The organism is Natronorubrum halophilum (assembly GCF_003670115.1).
GTDB classification, from domain to species: domain Archaea; phylum Halobacteriota; class Halobacteria; order Halobacteriales; family Natrialbaceae; genus Natronorubrum; species Natronorubrum halophilum.
Window position 1 is genome coordinate 1237002 of the sequence record NZ_QQTY01000001.1, and the last position, 23524, is coordinate 1260525.

General features: G+C 65.9%; 26 protein-coding genes, 2 tRNA genes and 1 rRNA gene. 20 read left to right on the forward strand and 9 right to left on the reverse strand.

From position 1 onward, the window contains the following. Nucleotides 1–38: 38 nt before the first annotated feature. The 5 genes from DWB23_RS05930 (at nt 39) to DWB23_RS05950 (ending at nt 6918) form a co-directional block, all read left to right on the forward strand. On the forward strand, nt 39–2150 hold the full coding sequence (locus DWB23_RS05930; RefSeq protein WP_238717356.1) for a hydantoinase/oxoprolinase family protein: 2112 nt from the start codon (nt 39–41) through the stop codon (nt 2148–2150). Then, nucleotides 2147–3832 carry a hydantoinase B/oxoprolinase family protein gene (locus DWB23_RS05935; RefSeq protein ID WP_121741848.1) on the forward strand — a complete coding sequence of 562 codons (1686 nt, stop codon included), beginning with the start codon at nt 2147–2149 and terminating at the stop codon, nt 3830–3832. Before DWB23_RS05930 ends, DWB23_RS05935 begins: the two co-directional genes overlap by 4 nt. Nucleotides 3833–3837: 5 nt before the next feature. Then, nucleotides 3838–4587 (forward strand): maleate cis-trans isomerase family protein, encoded by a 750-nt coding sequence (locus DWB23_RS05940; protein WP_121741949.1) that lies wholly within the window; start codon nt 3838–3840, stop codon nt 4585–4587. A gap of 508 nt (nt 4588–5095) precedes the next feature. Next, on the forward strand, nt 5096–5869 hold the full coding sequence (locus DWB23_RS05945; RefSeq protein ID WP_121741849.1) for a coenzyme F420-0:L-glutamate ligase: 774 nt from the start codon (nt 5096–5098) through the stop codon (nt 5867–5869). Further along, the gene (locus DWB23_RS05950; protein ID WP_121741950.1) at nt 5866–6918 is read left to right on the forward strand and encodes a 5,10-methylenetetrahydromethanopterin reductase; all 1053 of its coding nucleotides are present in this window, start codon (nt 5866–5868) and stop codon (nt 6916–6918) included. The genes DWB23_RS05945 and DWB23_RS05950 overlap by 4 nt, the downstream gene beginning before the upstream one ends. Before the next feature lie 19 nt (nt 6919–6937). Here the strand turns inward: DWB23_RS05950 and DWB23_RS05955 are convergent, their stop codons facing one another. Beyond that, on the reverse strand, nt 6938–7138 hold the full coding sequence (locus DWB23_RS05955; RefSeq protein WP_121741850.1) for a hypothetical protein: 201 nt from the start codon (nt 7136–7138) through the stop codon (nt 6938–6940). A 141-nt stretch (nt 7139–7279) separates the two neighbouring features. On the opposite strand from DWB23_RS05955, the gene DWB23_RS05960 reads away from it, so the two are divergent. The 6 genes from DWB23_RS05960 to yciH all read left to right on the forward strand — a co-directional run bounded on the left by DWB23_RS05960 (nt 7280) and on the right by yciH (nt 12876). Then, nucleotides 7280–7570, forward strand: coding sequence for a DUF7573 domain-containing protein (locus tag DWB23_RS05960; protein ID WP_121741851.1), 291 nt, complete (start codon nt 7280–7282; stop codon nt 7568–7570). A 94-nt stretch (nt 7571–7664) separates the two neighbouring features. Further along, a complete protein-coding gene (locus tag DWB23_RS05965) occupies nt 7665–7859 on the forward strand; it encodes a cold-shock protein (protein ID WP_121741852.1) in 195 nt (64 codons plus the stop codon). A 210-nt stretch (nt 7860–8069) separates the two neighbouring features. Then, the gene (locus DWB23_RS05970; protein ID WP_121741853.1) at nt 8070–9041 is read left to right on the forward strand and encodes an AAA family ATPase; all 972 of its coding nucleotides are present in this window, start codon (nt 8070–8072) and stop codon (nt 9039–9041) included. Nucleotides 9042–9043: 2 nt separating this feature from the next. Beyond that, on the forward strand, nt 9044–10177 hold the full coding sequence (locus DWB23_RS05975) for a DUF58 domain-containing protein (RefSeq protein ID WP_121741854.1): 1134 nt from the start codon (nt 9044–9046) through the stop codon (nt 10175–10177). Beyond that, entirely contained in the window at nt 10174–12498 is a 2325-nt protein-coding gene (locus DWB23_RS05980; protein ID WP_121741855.1) for a transglutaminase domain-containing protein, read from the forward strand. The genes DWB23_RS05975 and DWB23_RS05980 overlap by 4 nt, the downstream gene beginning before the upstream one ends. Nucleotides 12499–12582: 84 nt before the next feature. Beyond that, entirely contained in the window at nt 12583–12876 is a 294-nt protein-coding gene (yciH, locus tag DWB23_RS05985; protein WP_121741856.1) for a stress response translation initiation inhibitor YciH, read from the forward strand. A 114-nt stretch (nt 12877–12990) separates the two neighbouring features. Here the strand turns inward: yciH and DWB23_RS05990 are convergent, their stop codons facing one another. Then, nucleotides 12991–13359: a rhodanese-like domain-containing protein gene (locus DWB23_RS05990; RefSeq protein ID WP_121741857.1), complete on the reverse strand. Its 369-nt coding sequence runs from the start codon at nt 13357–13359 to the stop codon at nt 12991–12993. Nucleotides 13360–13521: 162 nt separating this feature from the next. Here DWB23_RS05990 and DWB23_RS05995 point away from each other — a divergent pair, with 162 nt between their 5' ends. Next, nucleotides 13522–13764: a hypothetical protein gene (locus DWB23_RS05995; protein ID WP_121741858.1), complete on the forward strand. Its 243-nt coding sequence runs from the start codon at nt 13522–13524 to the stop codon at nt 13762–13764. 226 nt (nt 13765–13990) lie between these two features. Here the strand turns inward: DWB23_RS05995 and DWB23_RS06000 are convergent. The 3 genes from DWB23_RS06000 to DWB23_RS22905 form a co-directional block, all read right to left on the reverse strand. Continuing rightward, nucleotides 13991–14064 (reverse strand) — tRNA-Lys (locus DWB23_RS06000). A 107-nt stretch (nt 14065–14171) separates the two neighbouring features. Next, on the reverse strand, nt 14172–14867 hold the full coding sequence (locus DWB23_RS06005; RefSeq protein WP_121741859.1) for a DUF7119 family protein: 696 nt from the start codon (nt 14865–14867) through the stop codon (nt 14172–14174). A gap of 51 nt (nt 14868–14918) precedes the next feature. Continuing rightward, complete coding sequence (locus DWB23_RS22905; protein WP_162989756.1) at nt 14919–15065, reverse strand: hypothetical protein; 147 nt, start codon at nt 15063–15065, stop codon at nt 14919–14921. A 707-nt stretch (nt 15066–15772) separates the two neighbouring features. On the opposite strand from DWB23_RS22905, the gene DWB23_RS06010 reads away from it, so the two are divergent. The 6 genes from DWB23_RS06010 (at nt 15773) to DWB23_RS06035 (ending at nt 19638) form a co-directional block, all read left to right on the forward strand. Then, the gene (locus DWB23_RS06010; RefSeq protein WP_121741860.1) at nt 15773–16078 is read left to right on the forward strand and encodes a DUF6360 family protein; all 306 of its coding nucleotides are present in this window, start codon (nt 15773–15775) and stop codon (nt 16076–16078) included. Between the two features lie 266 nt (nt 16079–16344). Further along, nucleotides 16345–17805 carry a sodium-dependent transporter gene (locus DWB23_RS06015; protein WP_121741861.1) on the forward strand — a complete coding sequence of 487 codons (1461 nt, stop codon included), beginning with the start codon at nt 16345–16347 and terminating at the stop codon, nt 17803–17805. Continuing rightward, nucleotides 17805–18128, forward strand: a complete 324-nt coding sequence (locus DWB23_RS06020) for a hypothetical protein (protein WP_121741862.1) — start codon at nt 17805–17807, stop codon at nt 18126–18128. The genes DWB23_RS06015 and DWB23_RS06020 overlap by 1 nt, the downstream gene beginning before the upstream one ends. A gap of 49 nt (nt 18129–18177) precedes the next feature. Further along, a complete protein-coding gene (gene rimI / locus DWB23_RS06025; protein ID WP_121741863.1) occupies nt 18178–18663 on the forward strand; it encodes a ribosomal protein S18-alanine N-acetyltransferase in 486 nt (161 codons plus the stop codon). A 76-nt stretch (nt 18664–18739) separates the two neighbouring features. Beyond that, complete coding sequence (locus DWB23_RS06030; protein WP_121741864.1) at nt 18740–19195, forward strand: DUF5810 domain-containing protein; 456 nt, start codon at nt 18740–18742, stop codon at nt 19193–19195. A gap of 32 nt (nt 19196–19227) precedes the next feature. Beyond that, a complete protein-coding gene (locus DWB23_RS06035; RefSeq protein WP_121741865.1) occupies nt 19228–19638 on the forward strand; it encodes a DUF5809 family protein in 411 nt (136 codons plus the stop codon). Nucleotides 19639–19640: 2 nt separating this feature from the next. Here DWB23_RS06035 and DWB23_RS06040 read toward each other — a convergent pair whose 3' ends face one another. Both DWB23_RS06040 and DWB23_RS06045 read right to left on the reverse strand, forming a co-directional pair. Then, nucleotides 19641–21137 carry a M23 family metallopeptidase gene (locus DWB23_RS06040; RefSeq protein WP_121741866.1) on the reverse strand — a complete coding sequence of 499 codons (1497 nt, stop codon included), beginning with the start codon at nt 21135–21137 and terminating at the stop codon, nt 19641–19643. Then, on the reverse strand, nt 21134–21325 hold the full coding sequence (locus DWB23_RS06045; RefSeq protein ID WP_121741867.1) for a hypothetical protein: 192 nt from the start codon (nt 21323–21325) through the stop codon (nt 21134–21136). Before DWB23_RS06045 ends, DWB23_RS06040 begins: the two co-directional genes overlap by 4 nt. Before the next feature lie 123 nt (nt 21326–21448). Here DWB23_RS06045 and DWB23_RS06050 point away from each other — a divergent pair, with 123 nt between their 5' ends. Beyond that, nucleotides 21449–22312 (forward strand): DUF7351 domain-containing protein, encoded by an 864-nt coding sequence (locus tag DWB23_RS06050; RefSeq protein WP_121741868.1) that lies wholly within the window; start codon nt 21449–21451, stop codon nt 22310–22312. An 85-nt stretch (nt 22313–22397) separates the two neighbouring features. Continuing rightward, a complete protein-coding gene (locus DWB23_RS06055; protein ID WP_121741869.1) occupies nt 22398–22985 on the forward strand; it encodes an NUDIX hydrolase in 588 nt (195 codons plus the stop codon). 129 nt (nt 22986–23114) lie between these two features. Here DWB23_RS06055 and DWB23_RS06060 read toward each other — a convergent pair. Both DWB23_RS06060 and rrf read right to left on the reverse strand, forming a co-directional pair. Then, nucleotides 23115–23190, reverse strand: a tRNA-Cys gene (locus tag DWB23_RS06060). A 219-nt stretch (nt 23191–23409) separates the two neighbouring features. Next, a 5S ribosomal RNA gene (gene rrf, locus DWB23_RS06065) occupies nt 23410–23524 on the reverse strand; the annotation flags it as partial.

Genomic DNA, 23524 nt, shown 5'->3' on the forward strand with positions numbered 1-23524 from the left:
TGAATTCAAACGACTGCGACACGAATTCGAACGTATCGATGGACGACCACACCGCGCGAACCGACGGCGGCGATCGCCCAACCGCCCTGCGCGCCGACGGCGGCCGCCGCTCGAGCGACGACACCCGGATCGGGGTCGACGTCGGCGGCACCTTCACCGACGTGGCGCTTACCGTCGACGATCGTCTGGTCACCGCGAAGGTGCCGACGACCGATCCGCAGCAACTCGGCGTCCTCGAGGGCATCCGAAAGGCCTGCGACCGAGCGGCTATCGACCCCGGCGAGATCGACGCGTTCGCCCACGCGATGACCGTTTCGGTGAACGCCCTCCTCGAGCGCGGCGGCGCGAAGACGGCGCTCGTCACGACCGAGGGGTTCCGGGACGTCCTCGAGATCGGTCGGCAGAATCGTCCGGATCTGTACGATCTCGAGGCCGAGAAGCCGGACCCCCTCGTCCCGCGCCAGCGCCGGTTCGAAATCGGGGAGCGAACGACGACCGAGGGTATCGAGCGGCCGGCCGATCCCGACGAGGTTCGCGACCTCGCGGCGACGCTGCGCGAGTCGGACGTCGAAGCGGTCGCCGTCTGCCTCCTGCACGCCTACGCCGACCCCGAAAACGAGCGCCTCGTCGCCGAGACGCTGCGCGAGGAGTGCGAGGTTCCGGTTTCGGCCTCCCACGAGGTGCTCGCGGAGTTCCGCGAGTTCGAGCGCACGTCGACGACGACGGTCGACGCGTACGTTCGGCCGGCGATCGACCGCTACGTCGGTCGACTGGTCGACGAAGCCGAGGACGCGGGGATTCCCGCACCGCGGATCATGCAGGCCAACGGCGGCATCGCCGATCCCGAAACCGTTCGGGAACACGCGGTCACGACGACGCTGTCCGGCCCCGCCGCGGGCGTCGTCGGCGCTGCGGCGACCGTCGACGACGCCGACGTCGAGGGGCTGGTCACCTTCGACATGGGCGGAACCTCGAGCGACGTGAGCCTCGTCCGGGACGGCCGGGCCGAGCGGACGACCGACGCCGAGATCGACGGGCTGCCGATCCGGACGCCGATAGTCGACGTGAACACCGTCGGCGCGGGCGGCGGGTCGATCGCGTGGGTCGACGCCGGCGGTGCGCTGCGCGTCGGCCCGCGCTCCGCAGGCGCCGACCCCGGACCCGCCTGTTACGGCCGCGGCGGCACCGAGCCGACCGTGACCGACGCCAACGTCGTGCTCGGCTACATCGGTCCCGAGACCGCGCTCGGCGGCGAGATGACCCTCGACGTCGAGGCCGCCCGCGCGTCCCTCGAGCGACTGGCCGACGAAGCCGGCCTCGAGAGCGCGCTCGAAGCAGCCCGCGGGGTCTACCGCGTGGCGAACGCGACGATGACCCGGACGATTCGCGCGGTGACGGTCGAGCGAGGGCACGATCCCCGCGAATTCGCCGTCGTCGCCTTCGGCGGTGCGGGACCGATGCACGCCGCCGCGCTGGCTGACTCGCTCGAGGTGGATCGGGTGGTCGTCCCGCGACCGGGCGGCGTGCTCTCCGCGTTCGGACTGCTCGCGGCCGACGAGAGCTACGACGCCGTGCGAACGGTGGGCGTCGAACTTGACACGGCCGATCCGGCCGAACTCGAGGAGGTGTACGACGGCCTCGTCGCCGACGTGCTCGCGGACGCGTCCGATCCGGACGCGGCGCGGGTCGAACGCGCCGCGGACTGTCGATACGCGGGTCAGAGCTTCGAGTTGACCGTTCCCGTCGACGAGTCGTTCGATGCGACGGCGGTGGCCGAACGGTTCCACGAGGCCCACGAGCGCGCGTACGGCTACGCGATGGACGAATCGCTCGAGGTCGTCAACCTGCGCGCGACGGCGACGATCCCGGGGACGGAGCCCGCGGTCCGCCACGACGGGACGGGCGACGCCCGCCTCGGTACCCGAGAAGCGCAGTTCCCCGGCACCGGCGAGAGCGGTACCGGGCCGCGAGAGACGACCGTCTACGACCGCGATCGCCTCGAGTCGGGGACGACGGTTTCGGGTCCGGCGGTCCTCGAGCAAGCCGAGAGCACCACCGTCGTCCCGCCGAACTGGGGCGGCGAAATTCTCGACGACGGAACGCTCGTGATGAGTCGAACGGCGGACGAGGAGGAGGTGAGCGAGCGATGACGAGAGAGACGAACACCGAAAACGATTCCGACGACAGCATCGATCCGGTGACCCTCGAGGTCCTCCGGAATCAACTCGAGAGCGTCGCCGAGGAGATGGGACAGACGCTGATCCGCGGCGCGTACTCGCCGAACATCAAGGAGCGCCGGGACTGCTCGACGGCCCTGTTCGACGCCGACGGGCGGATGATCGCGCAGGCCGAGCACATCCCGGTTCACCTCGGGGCGATGCCCGCGGCCGTCGATGCGGTGCTCGAGTACGATCCGCGGCCCGGCGACGTCTTCGTCCTCAACGACCCCTTCACGGGCGGGACGCACCTGCCGGACGTGACGATGGTCTCGCCCATCGCACCCGGGAACAGCGGGGCTGGCGAAAGCGAAACCGACGGCGACGCAGCCGACGAGATCGTCGGTTTCGCCGTCTCGCGAGCCCACCACGCCGACGTCGGCGGGATGACCCCCGGCAGCATGCCCGCCGGGGCGCAGGAGATCTATCAGGAGGGGCTTCGACTCCCGCCGACCCGACTCGTCGAGGGTGGCGAACGTCGTACGGACGTACAGTCGCTGATCCTCGCGAACATCCGCAACCCGACCGAGCGCCGGGCCGATCTGCGCGCGCAACTGGCGGCGAACGAACGCGCCGAAACCCGGCTCGCGGCGCTCTTCGAAGAGCACGGCCGCGAGACGGTGCTTCGGGGGTTCGACACCGTCATCGACTACTCCCGCGAGCGGATCGAAGACGAGATCGCGGCGCTGCCCGACGGCACCTACGAGGCGAGCGACCGCCTCGAGGGCGACGGCGTCACCGACGACGATATCGAGATTACGGTGGCGGTGACGATCGACGGAACGACGGTCGACGTCGACTTTGCGGGGAGCGCGGGGCAACTCGAGGGGAATCTCAACGCCCCGATCGCGGTCGCAAAGAGCGCGGTTTACTTCGTCGTGCGCTGTATCACGGACCCCGAGATCCCGCCGAATCACGGCTGTTACGAGCCCGTTAGCGTGCACGCGCCCGAAGGATCGCTCCTGAATCCGGAGCCGCCCGCGGCGGTCGTAGGCGGTAACGTAGAGACCAGCCAGCGCGTCACGGACGTCGTCTTCACCGCGCTCGCGGGAGCCGCACCGGAACGCGTACCCGCCCAGGGCCAGGGAACGATGAACAACCTGACCATCGGCGCGCGCGACGGCTCGTTCACCTACTACGAGACCATCGGCGGCGGCTTCGGCGCTCGAGCCGATCGCGACGGGATGGACGGCGTGCAGGTCGGCATGACGAACACGCTGAACACGCCCATCGAGTCCCTCGAGACCGAGTATCCGCTCCGGGTCGAGCGCTACGCGCTCCGCCCGAACAGCGGCGGCCGCGGTCGGTTCCGGGGTGGGTTGGGTCTCGAGCGAACCGTCACCGTCGAGACGGACGCGACGGTGTCGCTGCTGACCGAACGGCGTCGCCACGCGCCGAAGGGCGTCGCAGGCGGCGAGAACGGCGCACTCGGCGAGAACCTGATCGACGGAGAGCCGGTGCCCGCGAAGACGACCGTCGACGTCGACGCCGGGGCGACGGTCGCCGTCCGGACGCCCGGCGGCGGTGGACACGGAGAGCCGAACGAGCGCGATGCGGCGGCGCTCGAGACCGACCGCGCCGCTGGAAAACGAACCGAGTCGGACGAGGAGGTGTGATCGCCGTGGGACCCGACGCGAACGGCACACCCGTACAGGGCCGACTCGGGCTGATCGTTCCCTCCTCGAACGCGACGGCCGAACCGGAGTTCCGGCGGTGGCTGCCCGAGGAAATCACCGTCCACGCCGCGCGGATGGAACTCGAGTCGGTGACCGTCGACGCGCTGGACGCGATGAGCGACGATGCGGCGCGGGCCGCCGAGTTGCTTTCCCACGCCGACGTCGACGCGGTCGCCTACGCCTGCACCACCGGCAGCCTGATCCACGGACCGGGGTTCGACGCGGAACTCGAGGAGCAACTGCGGGAGGCGGCCGGCGTCCCCGCCGTCGCGACGGCCAGATCGGTGAGCCGCGCGCTCGAGGCGCTCGACGCCGAACGGATCGCGGTCGTGACGCCCTACACCGCCGACCTCGACGCGAAGGAGCGCGACTTCCTCGAGGCCGCAGGGTTCGAAGTCGTCTCGATCGACGGGCGAGGACTCGAGGAGAACACGGCGATCGGCGCGTTAGACGCCGACGACGCGTATCGGCAGGTGCTCGAGCACGTGGGGAGCGGCGTTGCCGACGATCTCGACGCCGTCTTCGTCTCCTGTACGAACTTCCGGTCGCTGGCCGCCGTCGAAGCTCTCAAGGCGAAACTCGAGGTGCCGGTGATCACGAGCAACGGCGCGACGCTGTGGGACGTCTGTGGGAGTTCGGGGCTCGAGATCGACCTCGACGGGCCGGGTGCGCTGTTCGACTGCGATCGGGCGTGACCCAGAGGTAAACTCGACATCCCCGCTCTGAAGGGCGGGACGTTCTCCGTGATTTTCCGTAACACCGCGATTCCGCCGGGTTGAGACCGTTGGGAGACTCGAGCTGAATACGAGGCGCGTACGGAGTGTAGGGACGTCTATCGGTTGAGCGGTTGATCGGTTGAAAAACCATCTCGAACGCGGCTACTCCGGCGAAAGCCCTCGCGAGGGCTCGGCAGCGCTCGTTCCGCGGCTTCGCCGCTTCGCTTCGAGGTCGCTTCGACCTCGCACCGCTCGCCCTTTCAGTCCGCCGGGAACGGCCGCCGGCCTGCCCTCCCCCGGGTCGGACGGCTCCGCGCGAGAGTGCGCGGAGCCGTACTCCCGGCCGAACGGCGCGTGCCGGTTGCGAAGCACAACGCGAGCGCCTCGAGAGCGAACGGGGAGGGACGGCCCGCGAACTCGAGGTCCCGACGCTGGCCCCATTCTCCGGTGACGGTGCGTTTTTGACGCCGCCTTCCCACCCTTCGGTATGGAACTCGAACCAGTGGCGGATCTCCCCGAGATCCGTCCCGGCGACGACATCGCCGAACTCGTCGCGGATCGGGCATCCCTCGAGCCCGGCGACGTACTCACCGTCGCGAGCACCATCGTCTCGAAAGCCGAGGGACGAACGGCGAATCTCGAGGACTACCCCGTCAGCGGCCGGGCACGGGAGATCGCCGACCGGATCGCCGACGTGGCGGGAGAGGAGAAGGACCCGCGATTCGCACAGGCGGTCCTGGAAGAGAGCACGGAACTGCTGATCGACTGTCCCTTCCTGCTGACCGAGACGCGCTTCGGCCACATCTGCGTGAACGCGGGGATCGACCGCTCGAACGTGCCGGACCACGACATCCTGTTGCTGCCGAAGAAGCCGTCCGAGAGCGCCGAGCGGATTCGATCGACGCTCTCGGAACGGGGTTACGAGGACGTCGCGGTGATCGTCACGGACACCTGCGGCCGGCCGTTCCGCCACGGCCAGCGCGGCGTCGCCCTCGGCTGGGCCGGAACGCCGGCGAGTCGGGACTGGCGCGGCGAACTCGACCGCGACGGCCACGAACTCGGCGTCACCGTCCAGTCCGTGGTCGACGAACTCTCCTCGGCGGCGAATCTCGTAACCGGCGAGGGTGCCGGCGGGACGCCCGCGGTCGTCGTCCGCGACTGGGAGTTCGGCGACCACGAGGGCAGCGACGAGTTGTTCAGAGCGGTCGAGGACGACCTCGTTCGACGGGCGCTGCGGGAGTGGAGGTTCGACGACTCATGACCGATGACAACGGTGCGGCGGCGACCGACGCGACCTGGGCCATCGAACTCACCCCCGAACACCCGCCGGCTCGAATCGCCAAGTTGGCGTCGCTCGCGGAGGCCGAGGGGTTCGATATCGCCTTCGCGAGCAGCCACTACTTCAACCGCGATCCGTTCGTTACGCTCTCACGGATGGTCGACGCGACCGACGAACTCCGACTCGGGCCGGGCGTCATCAATCCCTACGAGACCCATCCCGTGAAACTCGCCGCCCAGACGGCGACGATCGACGAACTCAGCGACGGCCGTGCCGTTTTCGGCGTCGGTGCTGGCGACCGTTCCTCGCTCGCGAACCTCGGCATCGACCGCGAGAAGCCGCTTCGGCGCGTCCTCGAGACGTTCGACGTCGCCCGCGACCTCTGGGCCGGCGAGACGGTGACCCACGAGGGAACGTTCACCGCGCGAGACGCCTCGCTCAACCTCGAGGAGCGTTCGATTCCGGTCTACGTCGGCGCACAGGGGCCGCACATGCTTCGCATGAGCGCGAAACACGCGGACGGCGTGCTGATCAACGCCGCCCATCCGGCGGACCTCGAGTGGGCGGCGGGAGAGATCGAACGGGGGCTCGCCGAGCGACCGGATCGATCGAGCGGGGCGCACAGCGACCCGCGAGACGGCGAATTCGAGTCGCTCGCGTTCGCGAGCGTGAGCGTCGCCGGAGACGAAACCGAGGCTCGCGAGGCGGCCCGGCCGCCGGTGGCGTTCATCGTCGGCGGGGCCGCAGAACCCGTCCTCGAGCGCCACGGGATCGACCGCGAGGCGGCGGAAGCTGTCAGCGACGCCCTCGAGCAGGGGGAGCTAACCGACGCCTTCGGCCACGTCACGCCGGCGATGATCGACGCGTTCTGTATCGCCGGGACGACCGAGACGGTCGCCGATCGCTTCGAAGCGGCGCTCGAACACGTCGACGGCATCGTCGTGGGTTCGCCGCTGGGGCCGGATCTCGAGGATGCAGTCGGACGAGCGAGCGAAGCACTTGCTATGGCGACCGAGTGCAACGCCGAGTAAGCGCGTTTGGAACGGGGACTCAGCTCGAGTTAGCGGAAAAGAGGCTGCCGATCGCGCCGAGAGTGAGTGCGCCGAAGACGCCGAGCGTAAAGACGATCAGGATCGTTCCGATCAGGACGAGCAGCGGGGCGAGGCCCTCGCCCATCGCGACGTCTGTGAAGAGTTCGATCATCTCCGTGATGTTGTCCACGAGAACGTTCATCGGTGTGATGGTGTCCATATTCGAGGGTTGTTACCGGTGCTACTTGGCCGTGCCGGTCCAGTATCGTCCTGGGAACGATAGCGGGTCGTCGCGACACGGGGCGGTCGGAACGGCCGTATTGTCCGATAGTATAAGCCCATCCCCGACGTACACGCGACCGTGACCGACGACGCGACACTCTCGGATTTCGATTCGGCCGTGGATCGAGCCGAGACCGGCGACACTGCCGACCGTCAGGCGGACTCGAGCGAAGACGACGGGGAGCCGATGTCGAAAGCCACTGCACCCGAAGACTCCGCGGAGGCCGCGGAATCCGGCCGGTTGTCACGCGATTCCGAACTCTCGACGTACGCGTGGGGAACCTACGCCTGCGGTCGCTGTGAAACCGATACCGGGCGCGTCTGGCGCGAGGACGGCGAGTTCGTCTGTCCCGACTGCAAACCCTGGTGATCGGCGGCCCCAGCGGATACAGCCCGGTATTTCGGTGGGCTTGCGAATGTGCTCCCGAAGGTTTATATCTCAGTCGTGAGTGTGTACACCTGCAATGGCGAAAGGTACGGTCGACTTCTTCAACGACACCGGCGGCTATGGATTCATCGAAACTGAGGACGCGGACGAGGACGTGTTCTTCCACATGGAGGACATCGGGGGTCCCGACCTAGAGGAGGGTCAGGAACTCGAGTTCGACATCGAGCAGGCCGATAAAGGCCCGCGCGCGACGAACGTCGAACGCCTGTAAGCAGGCTCAGTACAGTAGTATCGTTCTCTGACTGTCAGTCCGGCAGCGACGGTGCTCGCATCGGTCGGGCGACACCGTTTTTCCGGACCGCGTTCCCGACGAGCGACGGCCGACAGCGAGTTTCTCGACGCAAAACATATGGTCCGGAACCACTTTTGACGTACTAATGAGAGGTTCGACCAGGTCCCCACCGACGTACGCATCCGAGCTATGACCGACGCTACCCCCCCATCACAGACCGGGAGGTCGACGAACGGCGGACTCGAGGTATCGACGGTCGCCGACCTCTGTGCCGATATCGAGTCGAACGTCGCCGACGTGATCGTCGGCCACGACGAGGCGATCGAGCACGTCGTTACCGCCATACTGGGCCGCGGACACGTCCTCCTCGACGACGTCCCCGGCGTCGGCAAGACGATGCTCGCCCGCTCGATCGCGACGTCCGTCGACTGCACGTTCCGGCGGGTGCAGTTCACACCCGACCTCCTCCCCGCCGACGTCACCGGGGTGAACGTGTTCAACCAGAAGACTCGCGAGTTCGAGTTCCAGCGCGGCCCCGTTTTCGGCAACGTCGTGCTGGGTGACGAGATCAATCGCGCACCGCCGAAAACGCAGTCCGCGCTGCTCGAGGCCATGGAGGAAGAACAGGTCACCGTCGACGGAACGACGCGCGAACTCCCCGATCCCTTCACCGTCATCGCGACGCAAAACGCCATCGAGCCGAACCGGACCTACGACCTGCCCTTCGCCGAACTCGATCGGTTCATGAAGAAACTCCAGCTCGGGTATCCCGATCCCGAGGAGGAAGCCGAGATGCTGGGCCGCACGGTCGGCCGCCACCCGATCGACTCCCTCGAGCCGGTGGCCGACCTCGAGACGCTCGTCGCGGCCCGCGAGACCGTCGCGAACGTTCGCGTCGAGTCTCCCGTTCGGGAGTACGCGACCCGACTCGCCGGCTACACTCGCGAACACGGTCACATCGGCGTCAGCCCCCGCGGCACGATCTCCCTCCTTCGCGCGGCCCAGGCACGAGCCGTCGTCAACGGCCGCGAGTACGTGCTCCCGGACGACGTTCAGGCGGAGGCGGTCGTCGTGTTGCCCCACCGAATCAAGACGAACAACCGCGATCGTGACGGAAAAACGATCGTCGAGAACGCCCTCGAGCGCGTCGCAGTCGAGTAACGATGGGGCTGACGATCCGCGGCTGGAGCGCCGTCCTCGTCGTGATAGCGTCGGTCGCGATGGCGTGGGAGTACGGACCGCGCGCGCTGAACGCCATCGTGACGCCGCTGCTGGTCGTACTGGCCGCCGGGTTGATCACGACATACCGGGCCGACCGTCCCGAGATCAGGCGCGTCCCCGTCGGCGAGGGATTTGTCGGCGCTCGCCGAACGGTAGAGACCGAAATCGAGACCGGCACAACCGTCTCGGCGACCGTTCGTGACACCGTCGGTGACGGGGTCTCGGTAACCGAACTCGACTCGGACGGAGCAGCCGATACCGGCAGCGACGGGAGCGGCGAAACCGCGCCCGCTCTGCGGACGACCCTCGCCGGAGACACTCGGTTTCGCTACGAGATTCGACTCGAGGAGCGGGGCGAGCACCGAATCGGGCCGCTGACGATCACGATCAGCGACGTCTTCGGACTCGTCAATCGTCGGTTCACCTACGAGGAACCGGCGTCCGTCCTCGTCTATCCGCGCGTCCACGACCTCTGGGACGCGCCCGGACAGGATCTCCGTGCGTTCGTCGAGGCGATCAGCGGACGGGATCGCAAGGAGTTCGACCACCTGCGGGAGTACCAGCGCGGGGACGCACTGCGGGACGTCAACTGGAAATCCGCCGCGAAGCGAACCGACGCCGATCTGGTCGTCACGGAGTACACCGCCGACGAGGAAGCCGGCTCCGCCACGGTCGCCGCCGAATGCGCACCCGGCTGGGACGACGAACTGGCGACGGCCCTCGCGAGCATCACGACCTACCTACTCGAGGGCGGCGTGAGCGTTGGCGTCGTCACGCCGGACGACGACCACGCGCCGGGGTCGGGACAGGAACACCACTACGAACTCCTCGCGCAGTTCGCCGTCCTCGGACACGGCGAACTCGAAGACCGACAGCGACGGGACGCGGACGTGTTGGTTCAGGCCGACGCAGACGGAACGCGGGTCGTCATCGACGGCCGGGCGGTCCCGTTCGGTCGGCTCACGAAGACGCACAGCGCGGACACCGATCGCGCGGCGGACCGCGGCGTGACAGGACAGCGTCGCGAACGCACGCGAACCGGTCCCGGCCAGGACGAGTCGGGGGTGGCCACATGAGCGCGGAATCGGGCTCGAACGCCGGCGACCGAACGGTCGATTTCGACGTCGGCCGAACGATCGATGCCGGCACCTTTCGGCTGCTCGCGTGTGGGTGCGTGTTGGTCCTCACGGCATCGTACGTGAGCGTGCTCCGCGAGGTGACGCGCGTCGTCGGCGGCACCCAATCGCTGCTCGTCCTCGTCGCCAGTATGCTCGTGGCGGCGACGATATTCGCGTGGGCGATCCGACCGCGAACCGCGACGGTCGCCGCGATCACAGCTGGTGTGTTCGGATTCGCCTACTACCTCGAGATCAGCGGCGTCGGAGCCGAAGCCATGCTCTCGGCCAGCGACGCCATCCTCTCGGATACGCTGTCGCTCGTGGTCGGCCTGCCGCTGCTCCGGATGGTCGCGGCCGATGTCTGGACGCTCGCGTTTGTTCCCGCTCCCGTGTTCCTCTCGTGGTATCTCGCCGTCCGGGGTCGGTACGCTCTCAGCGTCGTCCCCGGCGGATTCGCACTGGCCTTCCTCGTCCTGACCGGCGACGCCGGCACGACGATCACCCTGCTCGGAACGATGGCCGCCATCGGTGCCATCGGCTTCGGCGAACTCGAGCGCCGCGACGGCTCGGTCGCCCAGGCGGACCTGCTCGCCGTTCTCTTCGCGCTGATCATCGTCCTCTCGCTGTCCGTCTCGTTCATTCCCGGCGATATGGGCACGTCATCGCGCGTCTCCGGGAACGATCCCGGGACGCTCGAGGGCACGATCGATTCGTCCTCCGAGCGATCGGCGATCGGCGGACCGGTCGAACTCTCGCCGGAGGTGCGCTTTACCGTCGAGTCCGAACAGCCCTCTTACTGGCGAACGGGCGTCTACGACCGCTTTACCGGCGACGAGTGGGTCCGAACCGGCGAGCCGCGCGATTACGACGGTTCCATCCAGGGGCCGCCCGGCGACGCCGATCGATTTCGCCAGACCATCACCGCCGAGACCGATCTCGGCGTGCTGCCGACGGCGCCCCAGCCGGTCGCGATCGAGGGCGATTTCGCCCGACACGCGGAGGTCTCTCGACACGGTCAGGTGCACCCCACGACGCCGGTTCTCGAGGGAGATACCTACGCCGTCGAGAGCGCGAGTATCGATCCCAGCCCGCGTGAACTCCGGGACGCGGGCACGGACTATCCCGAGTCGGTCACCGACGACTACCTCCAGACGCCCGAGGGCGTCTCGAGCGAGTTCGAATCGCGAACCGCGGAGATCACCGCCGATGCCGACACTCCGTACGAGAAGGCGGCCGCTATCGAATCCCACCTCCGCACGTCGAAGGGGTACTCGCTCGACGCCGCCCGGCCCGACGGCAACGTCGCCGAGGAGTTCTTGCTCGAGATGGACGAGGGCTACTGCGTCTACTTCGCGACGACGATGACCCAGATGCTGCGCGCCGAGGACGTTCCGGCCCGCTACGTCACCGGCTACACGAGCGGCCAGCAGGTCGATGACGACGAGTACGTCGTCCGCGGAACGGACGCCCACGCCTGGGTCGAGGTCTACTTCCCCGATCACGGCTGGGTCGCGTTCGAACCGACGCCCGGCGATTCCCGCGATACGGTCCACAGTGAGCGCGTCGAGCAAGCCCGCGAGGACGGCGTCGAGAACGTCGACACCGACGCCAGCGAGGACGTGCCGGTCTCCGACGAAGACGATCCCGACGACGGGAACGGAACGCCGTCCGATCCCGCCAACGGCGTCGACGACCCCGCCGACGAAGAGCCATCCGATCCCGCCAACGAAGAGCCGTCCGACCCCGCCAACGGTTCGAACGGGAACAACGGAACCGAGTCGAACGGAAGCGAACCGTCCGACCCCGGCGACGGATCCGAATCGGTCGAAGCCGACGATGACGACTGGAGCAGCTATCTGGCGCTCCTGGCCGTTTCGCGCGAAGTCGCCACGCTCGGGCTCATCGCCCTCGTCGGAGTCGTCGCCGGCGTCCACCGGACCAGTCTGACCGCCCGCGCTCGCCGGGAACTCGGGCTGTACTGGCAGCGGCCCGGGAACGATCCCGACCGAGACGTTAGACGCGCTTACCGACGACTCGAGCGCCTGCTCGCTCGCGAGTACCGGCCGCGAGATCGGGGGGAATCGGCCCGCCAGTACATCGGTGCGCTCGCGTCGGATCCCGACCGGTCGGTCGACCCTCGAGCCAGAACGGTCGCCGACCGTTACGAACGGGCGACCTACGCCGGCGGGGTGAGTCGGGCGAACGCCGACGAAGCGATCGAAATGGTCGACGAACTCGCTCGAGAGCGACTTCCGATGGTCGGTCGCGGGCGGCGGTGACCGGTCGCTCACTCAAAAAGAACCATGCAAGGGCATGCGGGTCCCGATAGTGTTTAATATGGCCGTTTCGTAGCATGGAACGTAATGTCGGAAGTCTGCTCGACGTGCGGGCTGCCCGAGGAACTCTGCGTCTGTGAGGACGTAGCCAAGGGACAACAGCAACTCAACATCCGCATTGACGAGCGCAGATACGGTAAAGAGGTAACGATCATCGAAGGATTCGATCCGAAAGACGTCGACCTGGACAGTCTTTCCTCGGATCTCAAATCAAAGTTCGCCTGTGGCGGCACGGTCGAAGACAGCCACATCGAACTGCAAGGCAATCACTCCGGCCGCATCGAAGACTTCCTTCGAGACCGCGGCTTCAACGTCGCCTGACCCAGAATCCGCGATGATCTGAGACGACTTCCGAACCCGCGACCGTCTCACGTATCGCTCCGGTACCGATTTTCGTTTTTCACCGCTCTCGAGAGCGGCTGGACCGGAGACCGCTCAGAACGGAGATTCGGCGTTCGCGGAGTCCTCGGTTTCACCGTCCCCGTCGCCGGCGAGTCCGAACTTCATACCGTACTTGTCCAGACCGCCCGCCATACTCTCGACGCGGGCGTCCGCGGTGCCCTCGTAGGAGCCGATGAGCTGGGCCGCCTGCACGCTGGCTTTACCGTGCGGACAGACGGTCACGATATGGTCTTCGCCCTCGAGTTCCGCGATCCGGCCGGAGAGTTCGTGGAACGGGACGTTCTCGCTGTCGGGAATGTGGCTGTACTCGAAGCTCTGTTTGTCGCGAATGTCGACGACGCAGACGTCGGCACCGTCCTCGAGGAGGTCGTTGACCTCGTCGGGAGTGATTTCGCCATCCATTACTGTCGGCTTGGGACGCGGACAGAATAAGGCCACGGGTCGACCCGCGCCGGCGAACGGTGTGCGCGGTCAGCCGCGTTAGGTCGCGAAAACGGCCAGGAAAACGGATATACCGCGGGTTCGTATAAATTGGTTATTGTTCTACGCGTCGTTCGATAGCGTATGGACAGCGAATCAATCGGCTTCGGAGCCCTGTTCGTCGGCCAGCTCGTCGGGACCATCGTTTTCGTCGTCGGCCTGTTTATGGGCGGCCTCACGATAGTGACGTACGTCGGGATCGCGATCATCATGCTCGCCATCGTGGGATTGGCGCTCTCGACGACCTTCGAAACGCGAGAACAGTCGATAGGGAAAACCGGACGCCGCGAACACACTCATTTCCCACTCGGTCGCGGATCGAAATGAGACGGCGCGATCGATGACCGAGTCGTCATCGCGAGCACGCCGTCTTTGCAGCGACCTGCTTCTCGAGTATCTGTCCACGGCAACGTAGCGGACCGGGCGCGATTATGAACTCCGTCGAGACGTTTCGGGTCGCTCACTCCGTTCGCGGTCCCGGGCTGCGACTCGTCTCCTTCAAATCCCGCCGGTTCCGATGCTCGCCGCTCACGGATTTGCTCGCGGCGAGAAGCGGGCCGGGCGCGATTTGAACACGCGACCGTCTGGTTAAAAGCCAGACGCTCTGCCAGACTGAGCTACCGGCCCCGTGAGTGGTACTTCCGGAGAGCGATGGTTAAACGTTTCTTTCTTCCGCGGTGCCTTCCCGTCCCGTGATTCGACACCGAGGTGATCGGTCTCGAGCCGACCCGGTGTTACTCGAAGTACTGCTCGAGGGCCTCGGTGACGATCGTCCCGGATTCGACGCCCTCGATGGAGGCGCGACGGTGGAGATCGCGGTAGGTCGACGGTGAGAGCGTCAGTTCGAACTGTCCCAGCGTGACGCCGTGTTCGGCGAGCGCGTGGTCGATCGGGACGTCGTCGTTGACGGCGCTGGCGATGCTTCGAACCTCGCGGACGGTGAGTTCGCCGTCGAGGGTCGCCCACGCGAGGAGGAGGCGCGATTCACCGCCGACCCGGGCGATGTGTTTGGCAGCGGTCGGTGCGATACCGCCGAGTGCGACCTGTTTCCGGACCGATCGGGGAAGGTCGTGTACGCGAGCCCACTTTCGAATGAACGAAACCGTCGCGTCGCCGCCGGCGCGTTCGGCTGCGGCCTTGTAGGATCCCTCACCGCGAACGAGTGCGGCGCAGGCGGCGGCACCGCGGAGCATGTAGAGGTGATCGTCGTTGGTCGCGCCAGCGGCGAACTGGCGAACGGTTTCGGCGGCATCCGCGAGGCTCTCCGGGTCGTCGGGGTCGAACTGAACCGCCTCGCGAGCGCGGGTACCGGTGACCGATTCGTCGCCCCGAATAACAGGTGCGCCAACGGGAGATTCGCGGTCCGTCGGGATCGATCGACCGTTGTCGCGACGACGTGGCGAGCGATCGCCGGGCCGGTTGTCGGTCATACCACTCGTACGGGCCTCGAGGTCAAAAAAGTCGCTGCCGGGGCGAATATCTCACTCGTCGCGCTGTTCGGCGAGGTGCTCCCAGATTTCCGTACAACCGGCCCCCTCCTCGATATCGTCGAGGTGAGCGTCGTCACGCTCCTCGTCTTCCTGCTTGTGGTCGACCGCCTCCGGTTTACATTCGGCCGCGTCAGTCATGGACGCCCCTTCGGACGCCGAAGGCATAAGTACCGCTTCGGCTGCAAGCGATACCCGTGCTTGGCCCTACAGGTCAGTTATGCCGGTATCTCTGACGCAGCTGTCACATTGATCATATTATTTGTGTGCGGGTTCGGCTCCGACGGGTACCGAGTACGGAACGTGACCATTCGACCGAGTGAGAACGCGTGTCCCGCCAGCCTCCACGCTCGAGAGAGACCCCGGAGAGTCCGTCTCGAGGGCGATACGCGTGGTTCCGCTGTGGCGTCCTCGAGGAGCCGTACAGAACCACGTTCGTACGCACTTCGTTCGGGGACCGAGGCCTGCAGACCCGGAGGCCGAACTAACAGTCGATAAGGGGCGAAACGGGAAGTGAACGGTACGGAACGGATGTCCGCCGGGTAGCGGACCGAGTAGATCCGCCCGACGTAACCGACGGCTCCTGAGACGGTGCTCGATATTTGGGGCAAGAACGGCCGGTAGACGAGGCACTGTTCCGGCCGAATGTATGTAGCTGGAGACAGGAAGTGATTACACTACGCTTCGATACTGGTCAGTGGTGTGTGACCGTCTGGCAGCGTAACGGACGATCGAATTCCGTGTGATGACGGACCAGGGTGGTTCGGGTATCGGTCCGGGCGTCACATCAACCCCCGGTGTATCGTTCCATCCGCCCGTATAAGTGGCCACCCCACGAGAGATTAGCCATGTCCGATCGACTGATCACGGTCAACGCGCACACGACGCTAGATTACGTCGACGCCGTTGCGAAGGGCAACGGGTTCGAGTGGGAGTCAGTTGCCATCGTGAACGCAGCCGCCGACAGGGACTCCCCCGACTGCGTACACCTCCAGCTGGAACTGGACAACCTCTCCGAGGAACAGCTACCGAAACACATGGAGGACCTCGAGTTGACGCCCGCGCAGGCGCGAACGCTCGCGGCCGATCTCGAGACCCACGCGGATCGAGTCGAGTCGGTCCAGTCCGGAGACGAAAACGAGATCCAGAAGTAGTTGCGACGCCGCTCGCCAGTACCTGCCATCGCAGGCTGGCGATTCTCTCACTCCGCTGGATCATGAGCACAGAAGCCATTCGAGATCTGTTCGAACGCGACCTCGAAGAGATCCACCACGCCGAACACTAACTGCTCGACGCGCTCGAGGATCTCGAGCGTGCGGTCCGTGTCGACGGGTAATCAGCCAGTAATTCGATGCGGTTCGGTGACAAGCACCAAAGATATAGATGGCTGTACGTGGTGGTATCTCGGGGTGATCCGACGATGGCTGATGTCCCAATCAAGACGGCTCGAGCGGAATGGGGATCGCGCTTTGGCTTCCTGATGGCGATGGTCGGCGCGATGGTCGGCGCTGGAAACATCTGGCGGTTCCCGTACGTGATGGGAGACAACGGCGGCGGGGCGTTCGTTCTCGCCTTCCTCACGCTCCTGTTCGTCCTCGCGGTGCCGGGATTGATGGCCGAGGTCGCTCTCGGCCGATACACGAAAAAGGGGGTGATCGGTGCGTTTCGCGACGTGGTCGGCCGGGGCGGAATGGTCGGTCTCGGCGTGGTCGTCTTACTGGTGAACGTCGCCCTCATGTCGTATTACTCGCCGCTGATCGGGTGGACGCTGTACTACGCGATCCACTCGCTGGCGTTTACCTTCACGGCGAGCGGCTTCGAGGCCCAGGCGTTCATGAACGCCCTCTTCGCGAATCCGGCGCTGATGATCGGGCTGCATACGGTCGTGATGGGCTCGATCGCGTCGATCCTCGTCCTCGGCATTCGCCGCGGTGTCGAGCGACTCGTCGTCTACGCGGTACCGGCGCTGGTGATCGCGCTCGTCGTCATGACGATCCGCGGACTCACGTTGCCCGGCGCGAGCGAGGGAATCGCCTTTACCTTCGGCATCCAGTGGGAGTATCTGACCGAGAGCAGCACCTGGATCGCTGCGCTCGGCCAGGCGCTGTTCTCTACGGGGCTGGGCTGGGGGATCGCCCTGACCGTCGGGAGCTACCTCCGGGAGTACGACGACGTCCCGCTCGGGGGCGGCGTCTTCACGGCCATCGGCGAGTCGAGCATCGGCATCCTCGCGGCGCTGGCCATCTTTCCCGTCGTCTTCGCGGTCGGCGTCGAACCGGACGTCGGTGCCGGACTGGCGTTCGTCTCGCTCGTGCAGGTCTTTCCCGAAATCCCGCTGGGTGGACTCGTCGCCATCCTCTTTTTCGTCGGCTTCTTCCTCGCGACGTTCACGTCGGGGCTGCTCATCACCGAAGTCGGCGTGACGACGGTCAGCGAGGAGACGCGTCTCGATCGAACGCAGACCATCCTCGCCGTCTGCGGCGTGATCTGGTTGGTCGGCCTTCCGAGTGCGTACTCCGTTGACGTACTCGATTACCTCGACTTCGTCTTCGGGAACTGGGGACTGCCGCTCGCGACGCTGGCCATCATCGGCGTCATCGGCTGGGTCATCGGCCCGAAACGGCTCCGAATGCTCGCCGTGAACCGAAACGCCGGCGTCTACGTCGGCCGCTGGTGGGATCCCGTGATCAAGTACGTCATCCCCGCCGTCATGATCTTCATCATGACCTACTTCGCGTGGGAGAACTTCGGTACCAGCGAGATGATCGGCGGCATGCTTGTGATCGTCCTGTTCCCGATCATCGGCTACGCGGTCATGTCCGTCCTCGAGGGCCGGGGCGGCCAACCAGAGACTGCCGAAGTCCCCGGAGGTGATGACTGATGATCGGTGACCTCTCCATCGAGGTTCTCGGGATGCTCATCTTCACCCTGCTCGCGTTCTGGGGCGTCGCCCTCTGGGCGCTCGTTCGGACGCTACGCCAGGAAGGACGGAAGGTCGAACTGCTCAGCCACCAGGATCGAGTGGACACCTACTCGCCGAAAGCGCTCGCGGAACTGCGCGAGTGGGTCGAGGACAACCGCGACGATCCGCTGGTCGACGAGGTCCGCGAACGACACAACGAGTGCGTCGAGGTCCTCGAAACGACTGACAGGCACTACTATAACTGGTCGGACGCGGAGATCGAGCGCCTCGAGCGCGTCTGATCCGGTCCTCGACGCTACTTCTTTTACCGTTCGCCGACTACGCTCACGTGTGACGACGCAGGCCCCCGGAATTGGTAACGGCGACGACAGGTTCGCAGTCCGCCCCGCCGAGCGTGCCGACTTACTCGCGGTCGTCCGTATCGAGACCGAATCGTTTTCCCAGCCGTGGCCCTACGACGCCTTCGAACGGTTTCTCGGCGAGCCAGGCTTTCTCGTCGCCGTCGAGGGCGCGACGGCGGTTACCGGCTACATCGTTGCGGACATCACGCAGAACTTCGGGCAACAACTCGGCCACGTCAAGGATATCGCCGTTCACCCCGACTACCGCGGGACGGGCATCGGCAGCACGCTCCTCTCGAGGTCGCTCGCCGTTCTGACGGCACGCGGGGCCGACACGGTCAAACTCGAGGTTCGCCGCTCCAACGAGGACGCGAAGCGACTCTACCGGGAGTTCGGCTTCGAATCGCTTCGATTCGTTCCCGACTACTACGGGGACGACGAGGACGCGATTGTGATGATTCGAAAACTCAACTGATCGGGAACCGACCTCGAGCGTGTCACGCCCGTCCTCGGACGCGGTCGTTTTACTGCCGGCGCTCGTACCCACCGACATGGGATACGCTTGCCCCGTCTGTGACGCCGAACAGGCCGATGCGGAGCATCTCGCGAACCACCTCGCGATCACCGCCTCGCTCGGTCGGGAGGACCACGGCGAGTGGTTAGAAGAACACGCCCCCGACTGGAGTGACTGCTCGCCCGAGGAGTTAGGCGAGATCGTTAGCCAGTACGCCCGCGAGATCGAAACGCCCGATTTCGAGGGGCCAAGCCGCGGGCACGACCACGGCCGTCCGGGGGGACTCGAGGAGGGAATCGCCCGGCAGAGCCGCCGACCGGGGCGCGGATCGATGACCGGCGACGCAGAGAGCGTCTTGCGGGAGGCCAGAGAGATGACCCAGCGGATGACGGGAGCGGAACGCAACGATGCTGGCAACGACGGAGATGAGGACGGCGAAACCGCAAACGACGAGGAGTCCGGCGACGACGAGTCCGCCTCGGGGAACGCGTAACTGGTAACTGGGAGCCCCGAGCATATCGAGGTATGCACACTGTCGGAACGTTCGCCCCGGCGTCGGCCGAGGCGGTGCGCGAACGCTATTCGGATGTCGGCCCCGCAGCACAGACCGTCGTCCGCGAGACGGCGAAGGCCATGGAGTTCGACCGCGAGGAGTACGGCGACCGCGTTACGAGCGAGGTCGTCGAAACCGCTCGGGACGCCCTCTTTGCGAGTTTGCTCGAGGTACGCGTCGGGAGTCGCGAAGAGTTCGACGACTGGCGGGCGTCCTACGACGGCGAGGTGACGGTCGCGGGCCACGAGAACGCCGAGCGCGTCGTCTGGCACGGCGGGCCGGAGGACGAGGCGGTTGCCGCGACGTTCCAGAACGAGGAGGACGCGGCGGTAGCGACCCTACGCCGGCAGGCGTTCGGACGCCTGTATCGAGACCTACTGTAGCCCTACGTTCCCGCGCGTCGTTCTCCCTCCGATTCCGACTGCGGCCGTTTTCGACTCCCATAGGCGCGCCGTAGTCTAACCCGATCGTACTCCGCGACCAGCACGTAGAGCGCCACGCCAACCAGTACGAACGGCGTCGACGATCGGACGGCCGGGAAACCGGCCCAGAGCGCGGCGACCAGCGCGATACCGAGCGACGTGCCGACGCCACCCGGCCGTCGAGCCCGGTTCCAACGCCCGGCGACGAGCCAGAACCCGACTCCGACGAGGGCAGCGGCGGCGAGGACGAGCGCGGTTTCCCCCGGTCCGACGACGATGCCCGCGACGAACATGAGCAGACCACCGACGATTCCACCGAAGGCGAGTCGCTCGAGCGTGGCAACCGTTTTGCGTCCCGGAATCGACAGGGGCTGGTCGTCCGAGTCGCGCTTTCGATCCGCGCTACCGACGGCCGTAACGCGCTGTCCAGCGGTTATCGCGGTCGACTCGGCTTCGTCTTCGGTGACTGCCGGGCGAGGATCGTCGTCCTCGAGCCAGGGCGATTCGACCGTCGCGTTCTCGAACCGGACGGGAACGCCGGCCGCCATCTCGAACGTCGGGTGATCCTGAACCTGAAAGTGGAGGTGTGGCTCCGAGGAGTTCCCGGAGTGACCACAGCGGCCGATCGACTGGCCGCGTTCGACGCGCTCGCCCGGTTCAACGGCGACACTGCTGGGAACGAGGTGGGCGAGACAACTGTACTCGTCGGGTGCGTGCTGGATCGTCACGTAGTTGCCTCGAATGTCGCGTTTCAGCGGGTGGGAAAACCCGCCGCCGCACGACGGCTCGAACTCGGTATCGAGGACGTCGACGACCACGCCGTCAGCCGGAGCGAGGACGGGTTCGTCGTAACAGTGATACGCCCCGACGGCCGGACCGGTTCCCTCAGGGAGCGACCGGCCGTCCTCGTCGGTGACGACGAAATCGTACGCGTAGCGCTGGTTCATCGGCAGCCACGAGTGGGAGTACTCTCTCTCGAGGCTGCCGTTGACGACGGTCCAGGTACCCTCGACGGGCAGTCGATACGAAGCCTGCTGATCGTCGCCCGCGACGGGGACCGAGCCGCGGTGGCGGACGTAAGCGACGCCCGACCCGAGCATTTGCAGCAGATCCTGTACGAGCGCTAGCGGGTTCAGAAACGTCACCGGGATCATGAAGTACGCGACGACCAGTTCCCGCCAATCGCCCATGCGTATCCAGTCGGTCGGTTCGGTGTCCGAGTCGGCGCTGCGCTTGAGCGCGAGATCGACGAGCGGTTCGAGTAATACCCAGAAGAACAGCAGGAAGAACAGCGTGAACATCCGCATGAACGCGAGCGATTCAACGAGATAGCCGGGCAGCGAGAGGACGCCGAGAACCCCAAATCGGGCGGGATCGAGTTCGTGCAGCCGCCTCCGGAGGCGACCCGCGCGACTCTTAGGCTGGCGCTTCTCACCGGCGTCGGTGTCTCCGTCGGTCATGACCACTCCTCGGTCGTCTCGAATCCGTTCTCGAGTTGCATGTACGCGAACATCGTCTCGTCGTCCGACGTGTCATCCGTTCCCAGACAGCCAGCGAAAAGAACGCCGCCAGCCGCTCCGCTGGAGCGGAGTAGGCGACGGCGCGACAGTCGCTCGAGTCGTTCGACCACGGTCGGGATCTGTGCCATCGGTCGAGTGATCGGTCGACAGCTAAGTAGTTATTTTGTGAACTCGATTTCACAGGCGCTGTAGCCGCCTCTCGGTACCGACCACTCCGGAACGATCATTGCGTTCTCCCTGTGACGAACGGTATGGAGTTCGAACCGAGCACCGACATCAATGCGCGCGAGGCCTTCTCCCTGCTGGGTCACGATATCCGGCTCGACATTCTGCTTGCGCTGCTCGAGGACTGGGTCGCCGTCTACACCGAACCGAAATCTTACTCCGAGCTGATGGCTGCCGTCGAAATGGAAGACAGCGGCAAGTTCAACTACCATCTCAACAAACTTCGTGGGGCGTACGTCCGAAAAGTCGAGGACGGCTACGTCCCCACGGCGAGCGCGACGGCGCTTTACCGCACCGTCCTCGCACACCGGCCGACCGAGGCGTTCGAGTTCGAACCCCGCTCGCTCGAGGCGGCGTGTCCGGAGTGTGGGTCGCCGCTGGTCTTGCGCTACGACAGGGGGTTCGTTTCGATCGACTGCGACGCTTGTGAGGAGTGGATCGGATTCACCTACTCCTTTCCACAAAACGGGTTTGCGAGCCACGGTTCGGACGCCGTTCTCGACGCCGTCGATAACCGGGTCCGATGCGACGTCGAGGTCGCCCGCAGGGGCCAGTGCCCGGACTGCGTCGGCTCGATGAACGTCGACCTCCGGACGAATTCCATCGAACGAGGAGATCACTGGGTCGAACTCGCCTGTAACACCTGCTCGTTTATCGTCGGCATGGATCTCCTCTCGGCGATGGTGGGCGATGATCGGGTCGCGTCGGCGCTCCGTTCGGTGGGAATCGACCCCGAGCAGCGTCTCTGGGAACTCCCTGTGGGCACGACGCGGCTCGAGTCGCAAGACCCGCCGATACTCGCCGTCGATCTCGAGGCCGACGCGGGAACCGCACTCATCGTGGTCGACGAGACGCTGACGCTCCGGTCGGTCGCCACCGGCGACGACTGATCGAGGCGGAGCGTTCGCGGACCCGATACCCGAGTTACCCGGAGAACGGCACCTATTACCCGCTCGAGGCCGACACCACTCCTCGATGACAGCACCCGACGAGTGGGACCTCCTCGAGGAAGTCACCGAGTACCAGACCGGCTGGTACGACGGCGGCTACGACCTCCTTGAGCAACCCGACGGCACGAAGAAACGCTACTACTGGGCAGACCTGCCGCCAGCGGTCGTCATCGTCGCCCGGATCGACGGCGACCTCATCGCGTCCATCGATGGAAACGGGGACGATTCCACCGACGAAAACCGCCTCCTCTTCGTCGAACAGTACCGGCCCGCGATCCGCGAAACCCACCTCGAACTCCCCGCCGGAATCGTCGAAGACGGCGAGTCCTACACCCGGGCCGCTGCGCGCGAACTCGAGGAGGAAACCGGTTTTAAACCCTCGAGTACCGCACTCTTACAGGAGTACGCGGTCGCAACCGGCGTGCTTCGCCACGACCGCGCCATCGTCTACGCCGAGGGCCTCGAACCCGGCGAGCGCGAACTAGATAGTAACGAATTTCTCGAGGTGAGGACGGTTCCAGTGACGACAGCCCTCGAGCGCGCTCGCGAACGGCCGGCGAACGACTCAACGATGACGGCGCTGCTATTGGCGAAAGAAAACGGCCTACTCTGAACCCGTTGCAGCTCGTGGGTAATGCGTATTTACTTCGATCACCCTCGAAATCGAGGGCGCTCGCGCCGCCCGTTTCCCGTGATCAAATCGATCAGGTAGCGGTTGCTATCGAAAACGGATATTCGAAGAAGCCAAGGGCCGGATTTGAACCGGCGGTGGGCGGCTCTGCAGGCCGCTGCGTTCGGCCGGACTCTGCCACCTTGGCGCGTTCTCCCCTTGCAGTTGCGGTCGTTTAAGCATAGCGGTACGGCACAATCGTTGCTCTGCGACCGTCCTCGAGACAGATAACAACCCCGCACAGCCATCGCTGTGCAGGGTAGTGATACCGCAGAGAGTCCCGGCGGACCCTCTCACGGGTGATGAGAGTGCAGTGTGGCCGTTCCACGCTGCTGCAGTGATCCCGGATGCGGGATCGAGGTATGAGTGGAGGCGGCGAAACGGCTTTCCCAGAGGCTCGCGCACTCCAGTACTCCCCGTAACGCAGGCGGGCTTATCTTCCGTGTTCGGGATGGGTACGGGAGGAACCCCGCCGCTGTGGC

Bases quoted from the DNA above. Each gene is read 5' to 3' on its own strand.
- DWB23_RS05930 (WP_238717356.1), top strand. From the start codon at position 39: ATGGACGACCACACCGCGCGAACCGACGGCGGCGATCGCCCAACCGCC.
- DWB23_RS05935 (WP_121741848.1), top strand. From the start codon at position 2,147: ATGACGAGAGAGACGAACACCGAAAACGATTCCGACGACAGCATCGAT.
- DWB23_RS05945 (WP_121741849.1), top strand. From the start codon at position 5,096: ATGGAACTCGAACCAGTGGCGGATCTCCCCGAGATCCGTCCCGGCGAC.
- DWB23_RS05950 (WP_121741950.1), top strand. From the start codon at position 5,866: ATGACCGATGACAACGGTGCGGCGGCGACCGACGCGACCTGGGCCATC.
- DWB23_RS05955 (WP_121741850.1), bottom strand. From the start codon at position 7,138: ATGGACACCATCACACCGATGAACGTTCTCGTGGACAACATCACGGAG.
- DWB23_RS05965 (WP_121741852.1), top strand. From the start codon at position 7,665: ATGGCGAAAGGTACGGTCGACTTCTTCAACGACACCGGCGGCTATGGA.
- DWB23_RS05970 (WP_121741853.1), top strand. From the start codon at position 8,070: ATGACCGACGCTACCCCCCCATCACAGACCGGGAGGTCGACGAACGGC.
- DWB23_RS05975 (WP_121741854.1), top strand. From the start codon at position 9,044: ATGGGGCTGACGATCCGCGGCTGGAGCGCCGTCCTCGTCGTGATAGCG.
- DWB23_RS05980 (WP_121741855.1), top strand. From the start codon at position 10,174: ATGAGCGCGGAATCGGGCTCGAACGCCGGCGACCGAACGGTCGATTTC.
- yciH (WP_121741856.1), top strand. From the start codon at position 12,583: ATGTCGGAAGTCTGCTCGACGTGCGGGCTGCCCGAGGAACTCTGCGTC.
- DWB23_RS05990 (WP_121741857.1), bottom strand. From the start codon at position 13,359: ATGGATGGCGAAATCACTCCCGACGAGGTCAACGACCTCCTCGAGGAC.
- DWB23_RS05995 (WP_121741858.1), top strand. From the start codon at position 13,522: ATGGACAGCGAATCAATCGGCTTCGGAGCCCTGTTCGTCGGCCAGCTC.
- DWB23_RS06005 (WP_121741859.1), bottom strand. From the start codon at position 14,867: ATGACCGACAACCGGCCCGGCGATCGCTCGCCACGTCGTCGCGACAAC.
- DWB23_RS22905 (WP_162989756.1), bottom strand. From the start codon at position 15,065: ATGACTGACGCGGCCGAATGTAAACCGGAGGCGGTCGACCACAAGCAG.
- DWB23_RS06010 (WP_121741860.1), top strand. From the start codon at position 15,773: ATGTCCGATCGACTGATCACGGTCAACGCGCACACGACGCTAGATTAC.
- DWB23_RS06015 (WP_121741861.1), top strand. From the start codon at position 16,345: ATGGCTGATGTCCCAATCAAGACGGCTCGAGCGGAATGGGGATCGCGC.
- DWB23_RS06020 (WP_121741862.1), top strand. From the start codon at position 17,805: ATGATCGGTGACCTCTCCATCGAGGTTCTCGGGATGCTCATCTTCACC.
- DWB23_RS06030 (WP_121741864.1), top strand. From the start codon at position 18,740: ATGGGATACGCTTGCCCCGTCTGTGACGCCGAACAGGCCGATGCGGAG.
- DWB23_RS06035 (WP_121741865.1), top strand. From the start codon at position 19,228: ATGCACACTGTCGGAACGTTCGCCCCGGCGTCGGCCGAGGCGGTGCGC.
- DWB23_RS06040 (WP_121741866.1), bottom strand. From the start codon at position 21,137: ATGACCGACGGAGACACCGACGCCGGTGAGAAGCGCCAGCCTAAGAGT.
- DWB23_RS06045 (WP_121741867.1), bottom strand. From the start codon at position 21,325: ATGGCACAGATCCCGACCGTGGTCGAACGACTCGAGCGACTGTCGCGC.
- DWB23_RS06050 (WP_121741868.1), top strand. From the start codon at position 21,449: ATGGAGTTCGAACCGAGCACCGACATCAATGCGCGCGAGGCCTTCTCC.
- DWB23_RS06055 (WP_121741869.1), top strand. From the start codon at position 22,398: ATGACAGCACCCGACGAGTGGGACCTCCTCGAGGAAGTCACCGAGTAC.